The sequence below is a fragment of the Streptomyces sp. x-80 genome (genome assembly GCF_046549095.1).
Lineage (GTDB): Bacteria > Actinomycetota > Actinomycetes > Streptomycetales > Streptomycetaceae > Streptomyces > Streptomyces celluloflavus.
On sequence record NZ_JAJPWM010000002.1, the window covers coordinates 343,000 to 363,690 of the forward strand.

Consider the following 20,691-nt stretch of genomic DNA (forward strand, 5'->3'; position numbering starts at 1 on the left):
GCGTCAGCCGCTGTCCGGACGGTCGCGCAGCGGGACCTCCCGGATGAACCAGGCGACCACGAAGCCCACGGCGGCCAGCGCGGCGGCGCCGACGAGGACGCCGTGCAGGCCGCTGGTGACCGCCGCCCGGTAGGCGTCCCGCAGCGGCGCGGCCAGTGCGTGCAGCGCCTGCGGCGTCGGCTGCTCATCGCCCGCCGCCAGCCGCCGGGCGGCCCCCGCGCCGAGGCGGTCGGCCAGTTCGCCGTGCAGCCGGCCGGTGAAGACGGCGCCCAGCAGGGCGACGCCGAGCGAGCCGCCGAGGGTCCGCAGCAGGGTGACGGTGCCACTGGCGGCGCCCATATCGCGCGGCTCGGCACCGTTCATCGTGATGATCAGGGTGCTCTGGAGGACGAGGCCGATACCCGCCCCGGCCACCACGGTGAGTGCGGAGGCAACGGTCGTATCGGTGTCCGTCCCGAGCGGCAGCAGGAGGAGCGCCCCGGCAGTCAGCACCGCGCCGCCGAGGATCGGATAGACGCGGTAGCGGCCGTTGCGGCTGATCAGCCGTCCGGTGGCGAGCTGCACCACGAGCATCCCGAACATCAGCGGCAACAGCAGCATTCCGCTCTCCGTCGACGACCGGCCGCGCACGAACTGGAGGTACTGCGGCAGGTAACTGGTCGCCCCCACCATCACCGCACCGACCAGGAAGCTCAGGATCTGCGCGACCGTGAAGTTGCGGCTGCGGAACAGCCGGGGCGGGATGACCGGTTCGGCGGCCCGCCGTTCGACCCGTACGAACCAGGCCAGCGCGACGGCGCCCACGGCCGCCAGGCCCAGGATCTGCGGCGAGGTCCAGCCGTACCGGCCGCCGCCCCAACTGGCCAGCAGGGTCAGCGCCAGGATGCCGGCGGAGAGCAGCAGCGCGCCGGGGTAGTCGATCCGTGCCGGGTTCCGCTCGGTGCGGTCCAACCGGATCCCCAGCGCGACGATCAGCAGCGCGACCACACCGACGGGCACGTTCACATAGAAGGTCCAGCGCCAGCTCAGCTGGTCCGTCAGAAAACCGCCCAGCAGCGGCCCGCCGACGAAGGCGACCGGCATCAGACCGCCGATCATCGACTGCATCCGGCCGCTCTCGCGCGGCGGCACCAGCACCCCGATGATCGACAGTGCGCCGACCATCAGCCCGCCCGCGCCCAGCCCCTGGAGAGCCCGGAAGCCGATCAGCTGCCCCATGTCCTGTGCGAGTCCGGACAGCATCGACCCGGCCAGGAAGATCGCGATCGCGGTCATGAAGACGCCCTTGCGGCCGTACAGATCTCCCAGCTTCCCCCAGATCGGGGTCGCCGCGGCGGTGGTGAGCAGATAGGCCGTCACCACCCACGACAGCTGGTCGAGCCCGCCGAGATCCCCCACGATCGTGGGGAGTGCGGTGCCCACGACCGTGCCGTCCAGCATCGCCAGGAACATGCCGAGCAGCAGCCCGAACACCCCGATGTACCGCGCCCGCCGCCCGGCCGGACTCCTCCCGACGGCCCCGCTGTCCGCCGCCCCGTCGGCCGTCGCCCTCGCCGCCGTACCGTCCCGCGCCGTCACCGCGCCCTCCCTCTCCCCGGTCCGGGCGTCACGTCATCGCATGTCATCGCGCGCCATCGGACGTCATCGGATGCCGCGGGGCCGCGTACGCCCGTCGCCTCGCGTGTACGCCGTATCGAATGGATACAACGTACACATCACCGTGTACGCCGTCTACCACTGATACGTTGTACGCACACCCTGCGGGAAGGAACCGAGACCCATGGCCAGGCAGAAAGCGCAGCCGTCCGCCCCCGGCCCGGACCCGGCGGAACCGGCGCCGGTCTCTCTCTGGGAGCGGCTGGCACGCCCCGCACCGGCCCCGCGTACGACCCTGACCCCGCAGAAGATCGCCGCGGCCGGTATCCGGATCGCCGACACCGAGGGCATCGACGCCGTGACCATGCGACGGCTGGCCACCGAGCTGGGCGTCGCGCCGATGGCCGCCTACCGCTACGTCTCCGGCAAGAGCGACCTCCTGGACCTGATGACCGACGCGGTCTACGCGGACCTGAAGCCCGCCGACGACATCGACAACTGGCGCGACGTCCTGCGCACCGGCGCCCTCCGAAACCGCGAGATCGTGCTGCGCCACCCCTGGCTCATCCAGATCTCCTCACCCCAGGTGCTGCGCGCGCTGACCCCCAACCGGATCGCCGCGGCCGAGCGTGCGCTGTCGTCCCTGGACGGCCTCGGACTGGACATCGACGCGATGATGGCCGTCGTGGGCACCGTCAACTGCTATGTCCACGGGGCGGTTTCGGCCGAGTGCGCCCATTACCTGCTGATGCGGGAAGAAGGCTGGACCACCGACGACGACCTGCGGACCGCCTTCGCCCCGCAGATGCGCTACCTGATGGGCACCGGCCGCTACCCGACCTACCACCGCTACCTCCACGACGGAATCCACAAGGACGACCCGCTGTGGCGCTTCGAAACCGGCCTGGACAGCGTGCTGGACGGTATCGCCGCCCGCATGGGCATCTGAGGCCCGCCGCCCGGCGACAGTGCACACCGGCCAACGGGTGCACGCCGGACCGGCGGGGTACGCGCAGCCGGCGGTGCATCGTCCCGGCCTCAGCGCCGGTGCAGCAGTTCCACCACGCTCGCCACGTCCTCGTCCCCGTGGCCGTCGGCCACCCGCCGCGTCATCAGGGAGTGCACCGGCTCCCACAGTTCCGGGCTGACGCCCTGGTCCCGGCTCACCTCGCCGATGGCGTCGTGCGAGACCTGCATGGCGAGGCTGGACCCGGTGGTGGCGTATTCGCCGGAGTCGGTCTGCGCCGCCATCGCGGGCAGGGCGCCGGACATCGCGTGCAGCCACGGCACCAGCAGCGTCGTGGTGAACTCCGCGACGGAACCGCCCGCCGACCGCACCAGCGCCGCCGCGTGCAGGAAGCCGCCGAACATGCCGTACATGCCACTGAGCAGGGCGAGGTCGTTCAGCGGCGCCAGGCCGGGGTCCTCCCCCAGGTAGTGGCTGCGGGCGAAGGCGTCCAGCGTGCCGCGGTGCGCCTCGAACGCCTTGGTGGAGCCGCTGTAGAGCACGAAAGCCTCGGGCCGCCCGATGAGCGCCGGGACCGCCATGATGCCGCCGTCGAGGTATTCGGCCCCGAGCGCCGCCACCCGCGCCGCCATGGCACGGCCGTCCTCGGGCGAACCATTGGTGACATTGACGACGACGCGCCCCGCCAGCGCCTCGCCCGCCTGCCGCTCCAGCAGCGTGCCGACATCGGCGTAGTCCAGGATGCAGACGATGACCAGTTCGGCGGCGGCCACCGCCTCGGACACGGAGTCCGCCCGGCGCGCACCCCGCTCGACGAGCCCGTCGGCCCTGGCGGCCGTACGGTTCCACACCGTCACCCGGTGCCCCGCCGCGAGCAGCGCCTCCGCAAGCGCCGCACCCATGCTGCCGAGCCCGAGGACCGCCACATCGTTCTTCATGAACAGACACTCCATACAGAGAGGGAAGGTTGAGAGGAAGCGGCCACCGCCCCACCGCACGTTCCACAGAGAACAGCTCACGGCCCTCGGTCAACGGCCCTTGTGCGGCGGCCACGTCACCAGTCTTGACGGGCGAGCGAATCCGGACAAGTACCCACTATTTTGTGCGTACTTACCTCAAGGTGAGTGGGTCGGCCGCACGCGCGCCGCAGAGCCCGCCACCGCCGCTCCCGACCCCGGCCGTGCGCCCCGGGCACCTCTCTGACCAGCCCTTGTTCTCCGCGGCCGGCTGCGCGTAGATTCCAGGCTCCGACGTCGGGACCGCTGGGGGCAGACCGTGGACTGGGGCACACTCATCGCGACGGTCAGCGGTGGCTCCATCGCCATTGCCGGCACGATGCTGGCCGACTTCCTGCGCCGCCGCCACGAGGACGACCGCAGTGTCGGGACCCGCAGACGCGCGGTGTACATCGAGTTCATCGCCGCCGCCGGAACGTGCCACACGCGGTTGCGCCATATCGCCCAGGACCCGGCCGCCGAACCCGACCTGGAGACGGTCACCCGCGCGGCACTGAGCGATGCCGAGATATACGAGGCCCGTGAAAGGCTGTTCATCGACGCGGCCGCCGGCGTCGCCAGCGCCGGGCAGGCGATGTTCGAGCAGCTCCGCGCCCTGCAACGCGCCGTCGCGGCAGGCGCCTCCCTGAGGTCACCGGCCTTCCACGACGCCTACCACCCCTACATCGGCGCGGTCTGGGCGTACCGGGTCGCCGTACGCGAAGAACTTGAGGGACGCTCCCTGTCACCTGCGGCCTTCGGGTGGGACGGATGGGACGGTACGGACCGGTGCCCGATGTGCCGACAGGCGGCAGTGCCCCCGGGAACCTGAGGGCTGTCCCGTCATACCTGGTGGATCGGCGCCCGCCAGGTATGACGGAACAGCCCTTGGCGAGAGCCGCGCCGGCCTCCCCTGTCTCGTCCCTGCCACGGTGGGACGCCAGGGGCGTGCCCTTCGCCCTGCGGTACGGTCGGCCGCACGACCGAGCCGACAAGAGGGGCACCGTGGCCGACGCCGAATTCCTCACCGTACTCACCACCGCCGGCAGCGAAGAAGCGGCGCAGCACCTCGCCACGACCGCCGTCGCGCAGCGGCTCGCGGCCTGCGCGCAGCTCGATGGGCCGGTCCGGAGCGTGTACCGGTGGCAGGGAAAGATCGAGGACGACACCGAGTGGCGCGTCCTCTACAAGACCACCGCCGCCCGGTACCCCGAACTCGCCCGCCACATCGAGGCGGTCCACCCCTACGACACCCCCGAGATCATCGCCACGCCGATCACGGCGGGCAGCGACGCGTACCTGTCGTGGCTGCGTACCGAGACCATGGGCTGACGGTGTGAGTACGGGCTGACGGCGGAAGCGCGGGCTGACGGCGTGAGCGCGGCCCGCGGAGGATGCGGGGGTGTCCGGCATCCGTCCGCTTCTGCCGCTTCCCGCGTCCGCACGGCGGCGGGGCCGCCACCCGTATCGGGTGGCGGCCCCGCCGCTTGCCGTTCCCGGCCCGGTGTTTCGGCGGCCGTCAGGCGGTGACGGTCACCTTCGTTTCGCCGGGCGGGGTCTCGGCCGGGCCCGTGGCCGGGGTGCCGGGGGACTTGCGGAGACCCTTGAGGAGGATCACCAGGGCCGCCGTGACGCACGTACCGGCGGCGATGGCCACCAGGTAGAGCAGCGGCTGGCCGATCAGCGGGACCACGAAGATGCCGCCGTGCGGGGCCCGCAGGGTGCAGCCGAAGGCCATCGAGAGGGCGCCGGTGACGGCGCCGCCCGCCATCGCGGACGGGATGACCCGCAGGGGGTCGGCGGCCGCGAAGGGGATCGCGCCCTCGGTGATGAAGGAGGCGCCGAGCACCCAGGCCGCCTTGCCGTTCTCCCGCTCGGTCTTGGTGAACAGCTTGCCGCGTACGGTCGTGGCCAGCGCCATCGCCAGCGGCGGGACCATACCGGCCGCCATCACCGCGGCCATCACCTTCAGGCTGCCCTCGTTGGGGTTGGCGAGGCCGCCGACCGCGAAGGCGTACGCGACCTTGTTGAGCGGGCCGCCGAGGTCGAAGCACATCATCAGCCCGAGGATCACGCCGAGGATGATCGCGTTGGCGCCGGAGAGGCCGGAGAGCCAGTCGGTCAGGGCCTTCTGGAGCGCGGCGACCGGCTTGCCGATCACCAGGAACATCAGGAAACCGACGATCGCCGAGGAGATCAGCGGGATCACGACCACCGGCATGATGCCGCGCAGCACCGGCGGGATGGTGACCCGTTGGATCGCCATCACCACCGCGCCCGCCAGGAGACCGGCGATCAGGCCGCCGAGGAAGCCCGCGTTGATGGTGAGCGCGATGGCGCCGCCGACGAAGCCCGGGACCAGGCCGGGCCGGTCGGCCATGCCGTACGCGATGAATCCGGCCAGGATCGGGACGAGGAAGCCGAAGGCGACACCGCCGACCTGGAAGAGCAGGGCCGCCCAGCTCGTCGAGTCGGTCCAGACGAAGTGTTCGGCGACGGACGGCGCCTTGTCGATCGTGTAGCCGCCGATCGCGAAGGCGAGGGCGATGAGCAGACCGCCGGCCGCGACGAACGGCACCATGTAACTGACGCCGGTCATCAGCCACTTGCGCAGCCGGGTGCCGAATCCGTCGGCCGCGTCGCTGCCCTTGTCCATCGGCGCGGTGGTGCGCGCCGGGGCGCTCGCGTCACCGCGCGCGGCCTTCGCACGTACCTCGGTGATCAGTTCGGCGGCGCGGTTGATGCCCGCCTTCACCCCGACGTCGACGGTCGGCTTGCCGGCGAACCGGTCCTTGTCCCGCACCTCGACGTCATGCGCGAAGATCACGCCGTCCGCGTCCGCGATGAGCTGCGGGTCCAGCCGCTTGAACCCGGCCGAGCCCTGCGTCTCGACGTGCAGTTCGACGCCCTCGGCCTTGCCCGCCTTCTCCAGCGACTCGGCGGCCATGTAGGTGTGCGCGATGCCGGTGGGGCAGGAGGTGACGGCGACGATACGGAAGGGGCGTGCGGCGGCCGTCGGCTCGGGGGACGGGGCGGACGACTCCGGGGACGGAGTCGCGGACCGGGTCGGGGTCGGGGTCGGGGTCTCGGGCTCCGCCTCGGCTCCGGCCTCGGCCGCCGGCTTCCCGTCCGCTTCCGGCTTCGCGCCCTCGTCCGCTGCCGCCGCCGCTTCCGCCGCCGGCTCGTCGCCGCGGATCAGGGCGGCGGCCTGTGCCGGCTCGGTCGCCGAACGCAGTGCGCCGGTGAACGTCTCGTCCATCAGGTGGCGGGCGAGCGACGCGAGGATCGTCAGATGGTCGGCGTCGCCGCCCGTGGGGGCCGCGATCAGGAAGATCAGGTCGGCCGGGCCGTCCGGCGCCCCGAAGTCGATGCCGGACGCGCTGCGCCCGAAGGCCAGCGTCGGCTCCGTGACATGCGCGCTGCGGCAGTGCGGGATGCCGATGCCCCCGTCCAGGCCGGTCGGCATCTGGGCCTCGCGCGCGGCCACATCCGCGAGGAAGCCCTCCAGGTCGGTGACGCGACCGGCCGCCACCATCCGCTCGGCCAACGACCGGGCGGCGGCTTCCTTCGTTTCTGCGGACAGGCCGAGGTCGACCAGTTCCGCGGTGATCAGCTCACTCATCGCGGGCTCCCTTGCGCGCGGTACCGCCGTGGGGGCGGTGAGGATGGGACAGGGGGTGGCAGGGGATCGGGTGGATCCGATGGGCCGGGTGGACCCGGTGGATCCGGTGGTGCGAGTCGATCCAGGGGTGCGGGACGGTGGGCCCGGCCGCGGGCGGGGTGACCGTCGGCCGGGTCGGGTTGGCGGGGATGGCGTGGGTAACCAACTGCCGTATGGCAGAAGTAAGTTGGCCGACTCCCAGGCCGTCGCCGCCGCGCCGCATCATGGGACCGGCTCCGTCAGCGGACGGCCGAGGGGGACGTTGTCCGTCGTGGTGACCGCCGCCGGAACCAGGTCCGACGGCGTCGGCATCAGACTGCCCGGCAACTGGACGGCGGCCGCGCCATGGGCGACCGCGGCGGCCAGCGCCCGTACACCCGTGCCGCCGGCCGCGAGGAAACCGGCCAGCGAGGCATCCCCCGCGCCGACGTTGCTGCGGACGACGGCGACGGGGGCGCCGCCGAAGTGTGCGCCGCCGTCGTCGACCAGCAGCTGCCCGTCGGCGCCCAGTGAGGCCAGTACGGCGCGGGCGCCCGCCGCGCGCAGTTCCTCCGCGGCCTTGACCGCGTCGCCGAGGGTGGCGAGCGGGCGGCCGACGGCCTGCGCCAGCTCCTCGGCGTTCGGCTTGACGACGTCCGGGCGCTCGCGCAGCGCCGCGGTCAGCGACGGGCCGGAGGTGTCCAGGGCGATCCGGGCGCCCGCCCGGTGGGCCCGCGCGACCAGCTCCGCGTACCACTCGGGCGGCAGTCCGCGCGGCAGGCTGCCGCAGCAGGCGACCCAGTCGGCACCGACCGAGCGCTCGCCGACCGTCGTCAGCAGCGCCTCCGACTCGGCGGCGGTCAGTTCGGGACCGGTCGCGTTGATCTTCGTGAGGGTGCCGTCGGGTTCGGCGACCGCGATGTTGGAGCGGGTCTGGCCGGCCACCGGCACGCCCGCCACCTCGATGTCCGCGGCGCCCAGCAGCTCGGCCAGCGCGGCGCCCGCGGGGCCGCCCAGCGGCAGCACCGCGAGAGTGCGGTGACCGGCCGCGGCGAGGGCCCGCGAGACGTTGACGCCCTTGCCGCCCGGGTCGATCCGGTCGGCGGTGGCCCGGAGCACGGCTCCGCGGTCCAGCGCCGGGATCTCGTACGTACGGTCCAGGCTGGGGTTGGGGGTGACGGTGAGGATCATGCGCGCACTACTTCCGTGCCCGCGCGCTCGATGGCGAGGGCGTCGTCGGGGCTCAGCCCGGTGTCGGTGATGAGCAGGTCCACGTCCGACAGCTCGCCGAAGCGGGCGAAGTGCTGCTGCCCGAACTTGGCGGAGTCGGCGAGGAGGACGACCCGGCGGGCGGCGGCGACCAGCGCCCGCTTGACCGCGGCCTCCGCGAGGTCGGGGGTGGTCAGGCCGCCTTCGAGGGAGAAGCCGTTGGTGGCGAGGAACAGCACATCGGCGTTGATCTCGCGGTAGGCGCGCAGCGCCCAGTCGTCGACGGCGGCGCGGGTACGGTGCCGGATCCGGCCGCCGACGAGGTGCAGGGTGAGCCCGGGGTGGTCGGCCAGCCGCGCGGCGACCGGCAGGGCGTGCGTGACGACGGTCAGCTCGGCTTCCAGCGGGATCTCGGCGGCGAGCCTGGCGGAGGTCGTACCGGCGTCCAGGATCACGCTGCCGGGGCCGCTGCCGCCGCCGGGCAGCTCGGCGAGGGCGGCGCGCGCGATGCGCTGCTTCTCGTCGGCGGCGACGGCGTCCCGCTCGGCGAGGTCCGGCTCGAAGTCGAGGCGGCCGGCCGGGATCGCGCCACCGTGCACCCGGCGCACCAGACCGGCGCGATCCAGGGCCTTCAGATCGCGCCGTACGGTCTCGGCGGTGACCTGGAACTCCTCCGCGAGGGACAGCACATCCACCCGCCCGCTCTCACGGGCGAGCCGCAGGATCTCCTGTTGGCGCTCCGGTGCGTACATCAGCGTTTGTGTCCGTTCCATGCCCGAACCTGTGGTTTCACGACCAAGCTACGCCCAGATTTCCGCAAAGTAAACACATATGGGCGTTGGACGGACTCAAACGGACATTGGAGGGGGGAGAGGGGCTGCGGGAGGAGACGGATGAGGGGAGGGATGAGGGGAGGGATGGAGAGCGCGGTGGTCGCGTGCGGCGGCACTGCGGAGGGGCATGTGCGGTGCGCGGGGCGGGCGCGGCGGACGGGGCGCTTACGTCGGACGGGGCGCGTGCGCGGACAGGGAGGGTACGGCGGCCATGGAGGGCGCGGCGGGCGCACCGGGTGGGCACCGGCGGACGCATAACGAGCCCCGACGCCGGGGGGCATCGGGGCTCGGTCTTCAGGGGGCGGCGGCCGGGGCCGGGCGCGAGGCGGCGCGAACGGCCGGTTACGGCGCGTGCGTCACAGCGCGTACGTCACGAACGGCCGGTACGGCGCCGTGCGTCACAGACGGACGGCCACTACGGCGCGTGCGCCACGGACAGCCGGTACGGCGCGTGCGTCATAGACCAACGGCCACTACGGCGCGTGCGCCACGGACAGCCGGAACGGCGCGTGCGCGGAGCGGTTACGCCGCCGCGTCGAAGCCCGTATCGCGCGCCATCCGCTTCAGCTCCAGCAGGGCGTGCTTCTCGATCTGCCGGATCCGCTCACGGGTGAGGCCGTGCTGCTTGCCGACCTCGGTCAGCGTGCGCTCGCGACCGTCCTCGATGCCGTAGCGGGCCTTGATGATCGAGGCCGTGCGGTGGTCGAGGCGGTCGATGAGATCCTCCAGCTCCTCGCTGCGCAGCAGCGTGAGCACGGACTGCTCGGGCGAGGCCGCGGAGGTGTCCTCCAGCAGATCGCCGAACTGGGTGTCGCCGTCGTCGTCCACCGACATGTTGAGGCTGACCGGGTCGCGCGCCCAGTCCAGGACGTCCGTGACACGGGCGGGCGTGGAGCCCAGCTCGTCGGCGACCTCCGCCGGCTCCGGGTCGCGGCCGTTCTCGCGGTTGAACTCCCGCTGTACCCGGCGGATACGGCCCAGCTCCTCGACGAGGTGCACGGGCAGCCGGATGGTGCGCGACTGGTCGGCGATGGAGCGGGTGATGGCCTGGCGTATCCACCACGTCGCGTACGTCGAGAACTTGAAGCCCTTGGCGTAGTCGAACTTCTCCACGGCGCGTACCAGGCCGGCGTTGCCCTCCTGGATCAGGTCGAGCAGCGGCAGGCCCGCGCGCGGATAGCGGCGGGCGACCGCCACGACCAGGCGCAGGTTGGAACGGATGAAGACGTCCTTGGCCTTCGCGCTCTCCGCGGCGAGTGCCTCAAGCTCCGCACGGTCGGCACCCGCGGCATTGCCGTCGGTGACCACGCCGTCCAGGATCTGCTGGGCGTACACACCCGCCTCGATGGTCTGGGACAGCTCGACCTCCTTGGCGGCGTCGAGCAGGGGCGTACGTGCGATCTCGTCGAGGTACATGCCGACCAGGTCGCGGTCGGCGATCTCGCCGCCTACGGCGCGAACACTGTGGGCCCCGCCAGAACCGCGGCTGCTGGTCTGACGACGGGCGACGGCACGGGTTGCCATGCGTGTGCTCCCTTTGCGATGAGTCGGTCGCGGGACAATGGAGCGGGAAACCCGGTGGGTGACCAAGTACCCGTCCGAAGGAAACAACGGCTGGAATCCGGACAGAATTCCCATCCCGCTCCCCTATTTTTCTGATCATGCAGTACCCTGCGGCCCCACCCCAGGAGGTCACATGCGCCCCAGGCGCGGGGAAGTGCAGGTCAGGGCGGGCACCGAGGCGGATCCCCCGGCCCTCACGGAGCTGTACAACCACTACGTCCGCGAGACGCCCGTCACATTCGACACGGAGCCCTTCTCCCCCGAACGGCGCCGCCCGTGGCTGCTCTCCCACCCCCAAGACGGCCCGCACCGCCTTCTGGTTGCCCGGGAGACGACAGAAGGGGCCAATACCTCCCACATCGGGGCGGCTACGGCGGAGGCGGCGGGCCCAGCGGAGACAGCGGAGACAGCGGAGACACCAGGCACTGCGGGGACGGCGGGGACGGCGGGGATACCGGGGACGGCCGGGACGGCGTTGCTCGGTTACGCGACCAGCAGCGTGCTCCGCCCGAAGGCGGCCTGCGCGACCTCCGTCGAAGTCACCGTCCACTGCGCCCCGCGCGCCGTCGGCCGCGGCATCGGCATCGGCATCGGCATCGGCACACTGCTCTACCAGGCGCTGTTCGACGCACTCGCCGACGAGGACGTGCACCGCGCGTACGCGGGGATCACCCAGCCGAATGAGGCGTCCGTCCGGCTGCACGCCCGGTTCGGCTTCCGGCACCTCGGTACGTACGAGGAGGTGGGCCACAAGTTCGGCCGCTACTGGGACGTCGCCTGGTACGAGAAGCGCCTGGGGTGACGGCAGGCCGCCTGGGCTGACAGCAGGAGCGGAGCCGGGTCCGGAACCGGCCTGCGACCGCCCGTCGATTCGCCCGTCCCGGCCGGCCTGGTGGGCTGATCCAGTTGACGGGGGCCGCGCCCGGGTGTCGCCTGGACAGGAGGGGCAGGCGAGAGGAGCCCGTCATGGATCTGCATGCTCACCGGCGTGGCCCGCGGGCCGCGCGCTCACACGGCGCCGTCGAGGTGGAACACGGTGCGACGGCCGTCGAGCCGCAGTCGCGCACGGCGGACGGGAAGGCCGGGCAGCCGCACCCCCAGGCCGGTCCCGGTACGGGAACCGGGGCGAGGACCGGGCATCGCGTCCCGCTCTCCTTGGCGCTGCCGGTCCTCGCGGCGATCGCCTTCGGCTGCTACACGATCTTCATCGACCACGCGAGCGGCGCCACGGGCGGCCAGGCCGTGCTGCTCGGGCTGATCGCGGCCGTCGTCTCCGGAACGCTCGGGGTGCTCCTGGTGCGCCAGCAGTCAACCCTGATCACCGAGGTGCGGGCGCTGGCGTACGGCGCGCTCTTCGGCTCCGCGATGGGCTGGCTCTACAGCCTCGGCGGGCAGACCGTGCTCAAGTCGAGTACCTGGGGCCTGATCATGGGCACCGCGATGTTCCTCGTCTCGCTGTACCTCTTCCGCTCCCACCGCACCCGCGAACCGCACGGCCTGCACCGGCCACATCGGCCGCACCAGCCGCGTCATCCGCACGGACCTCACCAGGCCGCTCACTGAACTCCCCGCGCTTTCAACGGCGTTCACCCACTTCACCCTTCTTCTCGCGTCTCCTCGCACCGACGGTCGGCTCGCGCCGGCGGTCGGCGCACACCGACGGTCGGCGCACACCAGCGGCCGGGCTCGTCAGCCGGGCCCATCGGATAGCACCTGGGCCGAGGCCCAGCGCCGCCGCGCCCCGGCCCGATCCCCGCCCGTTCGCCCCGTACCGCCCGTTCGCCGCGCCTCTTCCGTCCCACTTCGCTCCACCCCGCTCAGTCCACCCGCAGCCTCGCGTACGCCGACCTGCGTCGGACCGTGCGCAGCGGCCGGCCCGGCTGCCAGCTCTCCAGCAGCAGATACGGGGCCTCGACCGACGTCCGTACCACCTCCGTCAGCTCCGCCCGGAACAGATGGAACGGCTCCGGCGGCCGCACCTCCGCCGCATAGCGCGCGATCACCCCGGGGTCGGTCACCTCGACCGCCCGCCCGGACACCCGGACATCGCCGCCGGCCAGATCCGCACCGGCGCCGGGGTTGGCGTGCAGCGAGAAGCGGGGGTCGCGCCGCAGGTCCAGTGCCTTGCGCGAGCCCGACAGCATGCCCAGCCACAGTTCCCCGTACCGGAAGTCCGCCTCCAGGCCGGACAGCCGCGGTGCGCCGTCCTTGCGGAGGGTGCCCAGGATGTGGTGCTTGAACATGCCGAAGCGGTCCGCCACCCGCCGCGCGAAGACCGGCTCCGCCTCCAGGACCCCCGCCCAGCTGACCGACCGGCCCACGGCACCACTGCCCGCCCGACCGGCACTCACGTCCCCGGCGCCTCCGCTGCCCTCGTGCTCCCCGCCATGCCCGTACTCGCCTGCGCCCGTGCTGTCACTCGTCATACCGCCACCTTCGCGGCAATACCCGACACCTGCTGTCCGGTTTTCCGGCGAGGGCGGATCTCCCGCGTCCCTGTGCCGTCAGCGGGCGGGCGGCGGGCGGGCGGCCGAGATCGGTATCGGCGGGCGCCCGGCCCGGACGCCCGCCGATCCGGCCAGCGAGATCCATCCCGTCCACGACAGTTCGGGCCGCCCACCCGCCTTCACCGTCACGGACGGGAACAGGAACCCTGGAACAGGAACCCTGGAACGGGAACGCAAGAACGGAAGCCCGGGAACGGAAACGCGGAAACGGAAACGGCTGCACGCGACTGCGCGCACTTCACCGCCGACTGCACGCAGTTCACCGCCGTGACGCAAGAGGCGCCGTCCCCGGGCGGGCCGATCCGAGGACAGCTTCCGGTCCGCGCGGCACGGGTACCGTCCCGGCGACGAAGGGGTGCGCGCCGGGCGGTCGGCCGGTCCGGCGGGGTCCTGCGTTCTCGGCTCAGCGGGAGCCGGTCCACAGCGTCCAGCAGTCGCTCTCCCGGATGGGGGCGCCGTCCGGGTACCTCGACGTCAAGACATCTCGTCGTCCGAGCGGCCGGGCGCAACCGCTGGAAGGTGCCGTCGGGGGCGGACGAACTCCCGCCCGGCATCGGGCGGTTCATGACGGCGTGCCACTGGCCGCGGCCTGGCCCTTCGCGTTCCCCCTGGCGTCCCGCCACTCCGCACACCGGTGTTAGCCGGGTGTTAGGGGAGCGGCAGCCTCGCGATAGTGGTCCCGGGCAGAGTGGGTGTCGTACCGAGGAGAGAACGACACCGACTGCCCGGGGGGAACCCGAAATGAGCTCCAACGCCACTGCCCGCACCGCTCGTCGCCGCACCCTGCGCCTCGCCGTCGCGGCCCTGACCGCAGCCGCCGGACTCACCCTGACCGCCTGCTCCGGCGCGGACGCCACCGGCACGAAGGCCGCGGGCCAGACGGACAAGGGCACGGTCGCCGCCGAGTCCGGCGGCACGGTCGCCGCCGCCGGAGCGCAGGGCTCCGACGCCCAGGCGGGCCCCGGTGCCAAGGCCGACACCAAGCCCAACACCAAGGCCGACACCAAGGCGGGCACTGCGGGCAAGCAGTCGAGCGGCGCACACGCCGCCGACGGCGGCAGGGCGGCATCCCCGGTCCGCACCCAGCCCCTGGTGGACGGCAGCAAGGCCGAGATCTACCAGCTCGGCGACCAGCACTACCGCGCCAAGATCGTCAGCCACGGTTCGGTTCTGGCCACGCTGGAGACGAACCAGCACGACGACGGGCTCGACGCCAACGACATGTTCGTCGTGCTCACGCTGGGCGGCCAGGTCCACTCCTGGATGGGCGGCGGACAGACCGGACCGGGCACCTTCAAGCTCGCCGGCGGTTGGACGGCCAAGGTCACGAAGATCGGCGAGCTGCGGTTCCGCGCGCAGATCCTCGGCAACGAGGGCGCTGTGTACGCCACGCTGGAGACGAACCAGCACGACGTCGGGCTCGACGCCAACGGCGTGTACATCGTGCTCAGCAACGGCGGTGTGATCAGCGCCCACGGGTGAACGCCCGCCCGGCCGCGCGGTGGAGCCGCCTCCGGTGGGGCGGCTCCGGCCGAGCGCACTCGTCGCCCGGAAGATCACCCCGCCCCGTACCGACCGGGCCGCGCCGCCCGCACATGAGTCACGCGACCCCTCGGACAGGACCTACACCCCGAGGCGGACCCCCCACCCCAGCCCCCGGCCGTACGACCCGCGGTGTAGGGCCACAGCCCGTTACGCCCGGCCGGGGCGCCGACCTAGCCTCGGGGCATGGATACGACGAGCGGCACCCTCGACGAAGCTCTGGAGCGTCTGCACGCCACCGGCCCCGAATTCCACGGCTATCTCTCCAATCACGGCCCGATGGCCGTCGAGGCGCTGGTCCGGCGCGGTCAGGCGCGCACCGTCCACCGCTGGGTCGACCACTACAGCACCAAGCTGGAGGACGTACCGGACGCCCGGACCCGCATCACGGACGCCAACTGGCAGGAGGCGCTGGGCGATCCCGGCCGGGTCACCGACTGGACCACGTACATGGCGCGGCAGGTCGCCGAGCGTCCGTGGCGAGCGGTACTGGCCGAGTGGTGGCCGCGGCTGCTGCCCGGCATCGTGGGCGCCGCGACGCACCCCGTCATCCGCGTCGGGCACGCCGTCCGCATCCTGCTGGACGACGGTGAAGAGGCGCCGCGCATCGCGGAGTTCGCGCACGCCCTCGGCTACTGGGCGGCCCGCCACACCACCCTGCCGGTGGCCGTACGACCCACCGGCGCGGCCTCCCCCGCCGATGCGCTCGCCGCCCTCCCGCCGATCGCCGACCAGCAGGGCGGCGTGCGCCACGGCCTGGCCCAACTCCCCGGCACCGAGGGCTGGCTGGCGGCGGCCGAATCCGTGGCCGCCCCGCAGGAACCGGACGCCGCCCGCGCCCAGCTGACCGCGCTCGTCCAGGCCACCGTCCACCGCTATCTCGACTACGGCCACGGCGAGGGGGTGATGCTCGTCCACTCCGCCACCGCCCCGAACGCCGTCCTGCGCGCCCTGCCCGCGCTCCCCCGTGAGCTGTGGGCGCCCTCGCTCGGTGCGGCCTGGGCGGCCAGCGCCGCGATCACCTCCTTCTACTCCCCCGAGACGGCGCTGCCGCGGCTGCGGGCCGGGGCACTCACCCCGGAGGAGGTCTTCGAACGGGCCGCCGCGCACGGTGACGAACATGCGATCAAGCTGACCGATACGGCGCTGGACGTGGCCTCCTGGACACCGGCGGGCGACGACCGCGCCCTGTCCGCCGCCCTGCGTTCCCTGGAGCTGATCCCGCCCGTCGGCTGAGGCCCGCGAACGGGACCCCCCGGAGGCCGTAGGCCGGAATACGCAGCCGCAGGCCGGGATACGCAGCCGCAGCCCGGGATTCCCAGCCCGCCGGCCGGGACCCCGGAGGCCGCAGGCCGGGACCCCGGAGGCCGCAGGCCGGGATACACAGCCCGCCGGCCGGCTGCGGGCCGCCGCCGGCCCGGCGCGGCATTCCCCCGTCGCCCCATCGCGGGTACGGGCTCCGGACCCAGGTTCCGTACCCGGGCCCCGCACACCGGTTCCGCACCCCGACTCCGTACGGATCAGGCGGTGCGGAGGCGTCGTACCGCCTCCGCGAGCGCCCGGCTACAGGTGTCGCGCCACTGTGCGGCCTCGGGAAGCATGGCGGTCAGGGAGTGCGTGCCGTGCAGCATGCCGGGCCACCGCTTGAGGGTGGTCCGCACACCGGCCTCGACGAGGCGGCGCGCGTACGCCTCGCCCTCGTCGCGGAGCGGGTCGAACTCGGAGGTCACGATGAAGGCGGGCGGCAGTCCGGTCAGGTCCTCGGCGAGCAGCGGCGAGGCGTACGGATCGTCCCTGCGTCCCGGGTCCGTGCCCAGGTACCAGTTGCCCATCCGGTCCAGGTCGGCCTTGCCCATGCCGTATCCCGTGCCCAGTTCGGTCCGGGAGGGCAGTGTGCCGCGCGCCTCGGTCAGCGGGATCTCCAGGAGCTGGAACCGGACGGCCGGACCGCCGCGGTCCCGGCTGACCAGGCAGAGGACGGCGGCGAGGTTGCCGCCGGCGCTCGCTCCCCCGACCGTCAGCCGGTTGGCGTCGGCGCCGAGTTCGGCGGCGTGGTCCCGGCACCAGAGCAACGCGGCGTAGCTGTCCTCGACCGCCGTGGGGTACGGGAACTCCGGCGCCAGCCGGTAGGCCACCGACACGATCACGCAGCCGGAGTCCCGTGCCCGGAACCGCAGTTCGTCGTCCACCATGGACAGCGTGCCCAGGCAGAACCCGCCGCCGTGCAGATACAGATGCAGTGGCCTGGGCCCCTCGCCCTCGGGTATGTAGACGCGGACGGTGACCGTGCCGCCCGCGACGGGAATCTCCCGGTCGGCCACCGAGGAGAGCTCCGGACCGGGCTCGACGACGCCGTCGAAGCCCATGGCGGCGCCCCACGCCCGCAGTTGCTCGACCGTCAGGTCCGGGTCGTGGGGCGGCAGCTGGCTGAGGTAGCACTCCAGGGCGGGGAGCAGCGGCATCCGGGTCTCCTTGGGTCGGCGGGGCGGCGGCATCGGCGAGGCGGCGGGGTGGCGGTACCGGCGGGACGGCGGTACCGGCGGCGTGGCGGGACGGTCAGCCGGTGGGGCGCAGGGCCGCGCCCAGGGCCGCGAAGAGGTCGGCGGTGCGCGCCGCCTGGGTCTCCGGGAGCGCCACCGTGTGCGTCGCCGGGTAGCGCCGCACGGTCGCGGTCACCCCGGCCCGCGCCAGGCGCAGCCCGTACAGCTCGGCGGGGCCGCGGAGCGGATCGTGGCTTCCGGTGCCGATGAAGGCTTCGGGCAGGCCCGACAGATCCTCGGCGCGGACCGGCGAGACCAGCGGGTCGCGGCGGTCCTGCCAAAGCGGGAGGTACAGGTCGATGCAGCGGCGGAACTCGTCCCAGAACTCACCGGGTTCGGAATCCAGGTGCACGCTGAGGTCGAGGGCGGGTGCCAGCAGCGCCTGGAAGCGGATCGACGGGGCGGCCCGGTCGCGGGCCAGCAGGCAGACCGCCGCCGCGATGGTGCCGCCGGTGCTGACGCCGGACACCGCGATCCGGCCGGGGTCGACACCGAACTCGGCCGCGTGCTCGGCCAGCCAGCGCACGGCGGCGTAGCCGTCCTCCACCGGCTGCGGGAACTTGTGCTCGGGCGCGAGCCGGTAGTCCACGTTGACGACGACGGCGGTGAGCCGGGCCGAGAGCCGGGCGCACAGCGCGCCGTCGAGCCGGCGGAGCACCGCGCCGTCGCCCATCCAGAAGCCGCCGCCGTGGAAGTGCACCACCGCCGGGAACGGGCCGTTCCCGCGCGGGAGGTGGACCTGCGCGGAGAGGGTGCCGTCGGCCGCCTCGATGGTGACCTCCCTGACGTCCGCGACCCTGTCCGCCGTGCCGTCCGACGGGTCGGCGGCGGGCGGCGCGGCCTCCGCCAGGGCGGCGGCGCCGTCCAGGACGCGCCGGTTGTGCACCGCGCGCAGCTCCGCGACCCGGGCCGCCCAGCCGGTCCGGTCGGCGGCGGGCTCCAGCCACGGCTCCGGCCATCCGAGGTCGGCGTGGGGGACGAGCCGGGCGACCTGTTCGACGAGGGCTTCGAGTGCGGGATCCATGGCGGGGTCCTTCCGGAGCGGAGGCGATCGGCGGACGGTGGCGGGAGCGGTCAGGTCGTCCGGCGCCCGGCCGGTTCGGTCCGGAGCGCGGTCTCCCGCACGGTCGGGCCGTCGGCGAGTCCGGTGAACAGCAACTGTGCGGCCTGGCACCCGGATTCCTCCAGGGGCCGGCGTACGGTCGTCGGCTCCAGGGCCTCGGCGAAGGGCCCGTCGCCGTATCCGGTGACGGCGACGTCCTCCGGTACGCGCGGCCCGCCGGCCCGCGGTTCGGCGACGGTCCAGGCCCCGGCGGCCAGTTCGTCCGAGAGCCCGAAGACCGCGGCCGGCCGGTCACCGGAGTCGGGCAGGCGCCCCACGGTGCGCCGGGCTCCGGCGATACCGGGCGCGTCGGCCTCGGCCCGCACCCGGTCCGGCCGGTCGAGGACGTGGGAGACCGTGGCGACGCCGGCCCCGGCTCGCCCGGCCACGGCCTGGATGGTGGTCTGCTCGCCCATGGCCGTCTCTTCGCGGGGAGGGATGGGACCGGGACCTACGACAGGCGGGCGTCCCGGGCGCGGCGGCGCGCGCCGCCGTAGTTGCCGTGGACCGTCCCCGCACCGGCGCGGCGGAGCCGGAACGCCCGCGGCGCGTCCAGGAAACCTCCTGGGCACAGGGCGGTCAAGCACTTCTTGTGAAGCACTTCGATCGCTACTCATGAAGCACTTCGATCGCTTCTCGTGAAGCACTTCGACGGCGCGCCCCACGGCAGGCACGGCGGTGGTCACACGCGGTCGCGGTCACCCGGGACGGCGAAGGCCGGGGGCCGTTGACCCCCGGCCGTACGCGGTCTCCCGTCGTACGCGGCCCCCGCACCCCTCGGCCGGGCGGCCCCTCAGCCGAATTGCACCGACCGCTTGGCCAGCCCCATCCAGAACCCGTCGATCACGCTCCGCCCGCTGTCCAGCTGCCCCTGGGCGTCCGCGGCCCCCAGGGTCACGAACAGCGGCGCGAAGTGCTCGGTGCGCGGATGCGCCAGCAGGCCGGCCGGGGCCCGGTGTGCGAAGTCGAAGAGGGCGTCGAGGTCCTGCGCCTCCAGCGCCCGCCGCCCCCAGTCGTCGAACTCCGCCGACCAGGAGGGCGGACCGTCGGCGAGCTGCCGCAGCGCCGCCAGGTTGTGCGTGAAGAAGCCGCTGCCGATGATCAGCACGCCCTCCTCGCGCAGCGGGGCGAGCTTGCGGCCGATCTCGAAGAGCCGGCGCGGGTCGAGGGTCGGCAGCGAGACCTGGAGTACGGGGATGCCGGCGGCCGGGAACATCTCGACGAGCGGTACGTACGCACCGTGGTCGAGCCCACGGTCCGGGATGTCCTGTACGGGCGTACCGGCCGTACGCAGCGTCCTGCGGATCCGCTCGGCGAGCCACGGCGCGCCCGGGGCCGCGTAGCGCACCTGGTAGTAGCGCTCGGGGAAGCCCCAGAAGTCGTGGACGAGCGGCACCGTCCCGGTGGCGCCGAGTGCGAGCGGGGCCTCCTCCCAGTGGGCGGAGACGATCAGCACGGCCCGGGGGCGCGGCAGCCCGGCGGACCAGGCGGCCAGTTGGCCGGGCCATACCGGGTCGTCCGCGAGCGGCGGCGCGCCGTGGCTGAGATAGAGGGCCGGCATCACGGACATCGCAACTCCACAGCCTCATGCGTGACATGGTCGATGAACTTTAAAGTTCAAGCTCTTGCCATTTCACAATAACCCTGCATTGTTAAAACTTCAAGAAACGCGGGAACGGTGAGAGACTGGATGGTATGAGCAACGAAGCCGCAGCCGAGCCGCGCTGGCTCAGCGACGAGGAGCAGAACGCCTGGCAGTCGTACCTGCACGCCACCACGCTCCTGGAGGACCACCTCGACCGCCAGCTCCAGCGCGACGCCGGGATGCCGCACGTCTACTACGGCCTCCTCGTCGAGCTCTCCCGCGCCCCCCGGCGCCGGATGCGGATGACGGACCTGGCCCAGAACGCCAAGATCACCCGCTCCCGGCTCTCGCACGCCGTCGCCCGCCTGGAGAAGAACGGCTGGGTGCGCCGCGAGAACTGCCCCTCCGACAAGCGGGGCCAGAACGCCGTTCTCACGGACGAGGGGATGCGCATGCTGGAGAAGTCCGCCCCCGGCCATGTCGCCGCCGTCCGGGCCGCCATATTCGACCGGCTCACCCCCGAACAGGTCGGCCAGCTCGCCGAGATCTGCCAGGTGATGGCCGAGGGACTCCAGCCGAAAGGCGCCGACCTCCCCTGGCTCCGCTGACGGC

General features: G+C 73.0%; 21 protein-coding genes. 8 read left to right on the forward strand and 13 right to left on the reverse strand.

Going from position 1 to position 20,691, the window contains the following annotated elements; translation table 11 throughout:
• Positions 1 to 3: 3 nt before the first annotated feature.
• Positions 4 to 1,578, reverse strand: a complete 1,575-nt coding sequence (locus ACLJWH_RS04280) for an MDR family MFS transporter (protein ID WP_411140189.1) — start codon at positions 1,576 to 1,578, stop codon at positions 4 to 6.
• Between the two features lie 202 nt (positions 1,579 to 1,780).
• On the opposite strand from ACLJWH_RS04280, the gene ACLJWH_RS04285 reads away from it, so the two are divergent.
• Positions 1,781 to 2,545, forward strand: coding sequence for a TetR/AcrR family transcriptional regulator C-terminal domain-containing protein (locus ACLJWH_RS04285; RefSeq protein WP_411140190.1), 765 nt, complete (start codon positions 1,781 to 1,783; stop codon positions 2,543 to 2,545).
• An 89-nt stretch (positions 2,546 to 2,634) separates the two neighbouring features.
• On the opposite strand, the gene ACLJWH_RS04290 is transcribed toward ACLJWH_RS04285, so the two are convergent.
• Positions 2,635 to 3,501, reverse strand: a complete 867-nt coding sequence (locus ACLJWH_RS04290) for an NAD(P)-dependent oxidoreductase (protein ID WP_411140191.1) — start codon at positions 3,499 to 3,501, stop codon at positions 2,635 to 2,637.
• 337 nt (positions 3,502 to 3,838) lie between these two features.
• Here ACLJWH_RS04290 and ACLJWH_RS04295 point away from each other — a divergent pair, with 337 nt between their 5' ends.
• Both ACLJWH_RS04295 and cutA read left to right on the forward strand, forming a co-directional pair.
• Entirely contained in the window at positions 3,839 to 4,390 is a 552-nt protein-coding gene (locus ACLJWH_RS04295; protein ID WP_411140192.1) for a CchlQ, read from the forward strand.
• A 173-nt stretch (positions 4,391 to 4,563) separates the two neighbouring features.
• Positions 4,564 to 4,890: a divalent-cation tolerance protein CutA gene (gene cutA, locus ACLJWH_RS04300; protein ID WP_411140193.1), complete on the forward strand. Its 327-nt coding sequence runs from the start codon at positions 4,564 to 4,566 to the stop codon at positions 4,888 to 4,890.
• Positions 4,891 to 5,077: 187 nt separating this feature from the next.
• On the opposite strand, the gene ACLJWH_RS04305 is transcribed toward cutA, so the two are convergent.
• From ACLJWH_RS04305 to ACLJWH_RS04325, 5 genes are all read right to left on the reverse strand, one after another.
• Complete coding sequence (locus tag ACLJWH_RS04305; protein ID WP_411140194.1) at positions 5,078 to 7,180, reverse strand: fructose-specific PTS transporter subunit EIIC; 2,103 nt, start codon at positions 7,178 to 7,180, stop codon at positions 5,078 to 5,080.
• Positions 7,173 to 7,385 (reverse strand): hypothetical protein, encoded by a 213-nt coding sequence (locus ACLJWH_RS04310; protein WP_411140195.1) that lies wholly within the window; start codon positions 7,383 to 7,385, stop codon positions 7,173 to 7,175. The genes ACLJWH_RS04305 and ACLJWH_RS04310 overlap by 8 nt, the downstream gene beginning before the upstream one ends.
• Before the next feature lie 56 nt (positions 7,386 to 7,441).
• On the reverse strand, positions 7,442 to 8,389 hold the full coding sequence (gene pfkB, locus ACLJWH_RS04315; RefSeq protein WP_411140196.1) for a 1-phosphofructokinase: 948 nt from the start codon (positions 8,387 to 8,389) through the stop codon (positions 7,442 to 7,444).
• Positions 8,386 to 9,159 (reverse strand): DeoR/GlpR family DNA-binding transcription regulator, encoded by a 774-nt coding sequence (locus tag ACLJWH_RS04320; protein WP_411140425.1) that lies wholly within the window; start codon positions 9,157 to 9,159, stop codon positions 8,386 to 8,388. Before ACLJWH_RS04320 ends, pfkB begins: the two co-directional genes overlap by 4 nt.
• Before the next feature lie 603 nt (positions 9,160 to 9,762).
• On the reverse strand, positions 9,763 to 10,764 hold the full coding sequence (locus ACLJWH_RS04325) for an RNA polymerase sigma factor RpoD/SigA (protein ID WP_052859486.1): 1,002 nt from the start codon (positions 10,762 to 10,764) through the stop codon (positions 9,763 to 9,765).
• Positions 10,765 to 10,936: 172 nt separating this feature from the next.
• Here ACLJWH_RS04325 and ACLJWH_RS04330 point away from each other — a divergent pair, with 172 nt between their 5' ends.
• Positions 10,937 to 11,605: a GNAT family N-acetyltransferase gene (locus ACLJWH_RS04330; protein ID WP_411140197.1), complete on the forward strand. Its 669-nt coding sequence runs from the start codon at positions 10,937 to 10,939 to the stop codon at positions 11,603 to 11,605.
• Positions 11,606 to 11,769: 164 nt separating this feature from the next.
• Positions 11,770 to 12,366 (forward strand): hypothetical protein, encoded by a 597-nt coding sequence (locus ACLJWH_RS04335; RefSeq protein ID WP_411140198.1) that lies wholly within the window; start codon positions 11,770 to 11,772, stop codon positions 12,364 to 12,366.
• 254 nt (positions 12,367 to 12,620) lie between these two features.
• On the opposite strand, the gene ACLJWH_RS04340 is transcribed toward ACLJWH_RS04335, so the two are convergent.
• Positions 12,621 to 13,046 carry a pyridoxamine 5'-phosphate oxidase family protein gene (locus ACLJWH_RS04340; RefSeq protein WP_411140426.1) on the reverse strand — a complete coding sequence of 142 codons (426 nt, stop codon included), beginning with the start codon at positions 13,044 to 13,046 and terminating at the stop codon, positions 12,621 to 12,623.
• Positions 13,047 to 14,051: 1,005 nt separating this feature from the next.
• On the opposite strand from ACLJWH_RS04340, the gene ACLJWH_RS04345 reads away from it, so the two are divergent.
• A complete protein-coding gene (locus tag ACLJWH_RS04345) occupies positions 14,052 to 14,792 on the forward strand; it encodes a hypothetical protein (RefSeq protein ID WP_411140199.1) in 741 nt (246 codons plus the stop codon).
• 246 nt (positions 14,793 to 15,038) lie between these two features.
• A complete protein-coding gene (locus tag ACLJWH_RS04350; protein ID WP_411140200.1) occupies positions 15,039 to 16,088 on the forward strand; it encodes a questin oxidase family protein in 1,050 nt (349 codons plus the stop codon).
• A 284-nt stretch (positions 16,089 to 16,372) separates the two neighbouring features.
• Here the strand turns inward: ACLJWH_RS04350 and ACLJWH_RS04355 are convergent, their stop codons facing one another.
• From ACLJWH_RS04355 to ACLJWH_RS04375, 5 genes are all read right to left on the reverse strand, one after another.
• Positions 16,373 to 17,314 (reverse strand): alpha/beta hydrolase, encoded by a 942-nt coding sequence (locus tag ACLJWH_RS04355; protein ID WP_411140201.1) that lies wholly within the window; start codon positions 17,312 to 17,314, stop codon positions 16,373 to 16,375.
• Between the two features lie 94 nt (positions 17,315 to 17,408).
• Positions 17,409 to 18,416 (reverse strand): alpha/beta hydrolase, encoded by a 1,008-nt coding sequence (locus ACLJWH_RS04360; protein ID WP_411140202.1) that lies wholly within the window; start codon positions 18,414 to 18,416, stop codon positions 17,409 to 17,411.
• Between the two features lie 50 nt (positions 18,417 to 18,466).
• Positions 18,467 to 18,910, reverse strand: a complete 444-nt coding sequence (locus tag ACLJWH_RS04365) for a substrate-binding domain-containing protein (protein ID WP_411140203.1) — start codon at positions 18,908 to 18,910, stop codon at positions 18,467 to 18,469.
• A 35-nt stretch (positions 18,911 to 18,945) separates the two neighbouring features.
• Complete coding sequence (locus ACLJWH_RS04370; RefSeq protein WP_411140204.1) at positions 18,946 to 19,077, reverse strand: hypothetical protein; 132 nt, start codon at positions 19,075 to 19,077, stop codon at positions 18,946 to 18,948.
• 210 nt (positions 19,078 to 19,287) lie between these two features.
• Positions 19,288 to 20,055, reverse strand: coding sequence for a dioxygenase (locus ACLJWH_RS04375; RefSeq protein ID WP_411140427.1), 768 nt, complete (start codon positions 20,053 to 20,055; stop codon positions 19,288 to 19,290).
• A gap of 134 nt (positions 20,056 to 20,189) precedes the next feature.
• Here ACLJWH_RS04375 and ACLJWH_RS04380 point away from each other — a divergent pair, with 134 nt between their 5' ends.
• Positions 20,190 to 20,687 (forward strand): MarR family winged helix-turn-helix transcriptional regulator, encoded by a 498-nt coding sequence (locus ACLJWH_RS04380; protein ID WP_131125514.1) that lies wholly within the window; start codon positions 20,190 to 20,192, stop codon positions 20,685 to 20,687.
• The last annotated feature ends 4 nt before the right edge of the window (positions 20,688 to 20,691 follow it).

Bases quoted from the DNA above. Each gene is read 5' to 3' on its own strand.
- ACLJWH_RS04305 (WP_411140194.1), bottom strand. From the start codon at position 7,180: ATGAGTGAGCTGATCACCGCGGAACTGGTCGACCTCGGCCTGTCCGCA.
- pfkB (WP_411140196.1), bottom strand. From the start codon at position 8,389: ATGATCCTCACCGTCACCCCCAACCCCAGCCTGGACCGTACGTACGAG.
- ACLJWH_RS04290 (WP_411140191.1), bottom strand. From the start codon at position 3,501: ATGAAGAACGATGTGGCGGTCCTCGGGCTCGGCAGCATGGGTGCGGCG.
- ACLJWH_RS04340 (WP_411140426.1), bottom strand. From the start codon at position 13,046: ATGTTCAAGCACCACATCCTGGGCACCCTCCGCAAGGACGGCGCACCG.
- ACLJWH_RS04335 (WP_411140198.1), top strand. From the start codon at position 11,770: ATGGATCTGCATGCTCACCGGCGTGGCCCGCGGGCCGCGCGCTCACAC.
- ACLJWH_RS04320 (WP_411140425.1), bottom strand. From the start codon at position 9,159: ATGTACGCACCGGAGCGCCAACAGGAGATCCTGCGGCTCGCCCGTGAG.
- ACLJWH_RS04345 (WP_411140199.1), top strand. From the start codon at position 14,052: ATGAGCTCCAACGCCACTGCCCGCACCGCTCGTCGCCGCACCCTGCGC.
- ACLJWH_RS04375 (WP_411140427.1), bottom strand. From the start codon at position 20,055: ATGCCGGCCCTCTATCTCAGCCACGGCGCGCCGCCGCTCGCGGACGAC.
- ACLJWH_RS04285 (WP_411140190.1), top strand. From the start codon at position 1,781: ATGGCCAGGCAGAAAGCGCAGCCGTCCGCCCCCGGCCCGGACCCGGCG.
- ACLJWH_RS04360 (WP_411140202.1), bottom strand. From the start codon at position 18,416: ATGGATCCCGCACTCGAAGCCCTCGTCGAACAGGTCGCCCGGCTCGTC.
- ACLJWH_RS04365 (WP_411140203.1), bottom strand. From the start codon at position 18,910: ATGGGCGAGCAGACCACCATCCAGGCCGTGGCCGGGCGAGCCGGGGCC.
- ACLJWH_RS04350 (WP_411140200.1), top strand. From the start codon at position 15,039: ATGGATACGACGAGCGGCACCCTCGACGAAGCTCTGGAGCGTCTGCAC.
- ACLJWH_RS04330 (WP_411140197.1), top strand. From the start codon at position 10,937: ATGCGCCCCAGGCGCGGGGAAGTGCAGGTCAGGGCGGGCACCGAGGCG.
- ACLJWH_RS04380 (WP_131125514.1), top strand. From the start codon at position 20,190: ATGAGCAACGAAGCCGCAGCCGAGCCGCGCTGGCTCAGCGACGAGGAG.
- ACLJWH_RS04325 (WP_052859486.1), bottom strand. From the start codon at position 10,764: ATGGCAACCCGTGCCGTCGCCCGTCGTCAGACCAGCAGCCGCGGTTCT.
- ACLJWH_RS04355 (WP_411140201.1), bottom strand. From the start codon at position 17,314: ATGCCGCTGCTCCCCGCCCTGGAGTGCTACCTCAGCCAGCTGCCGCCC.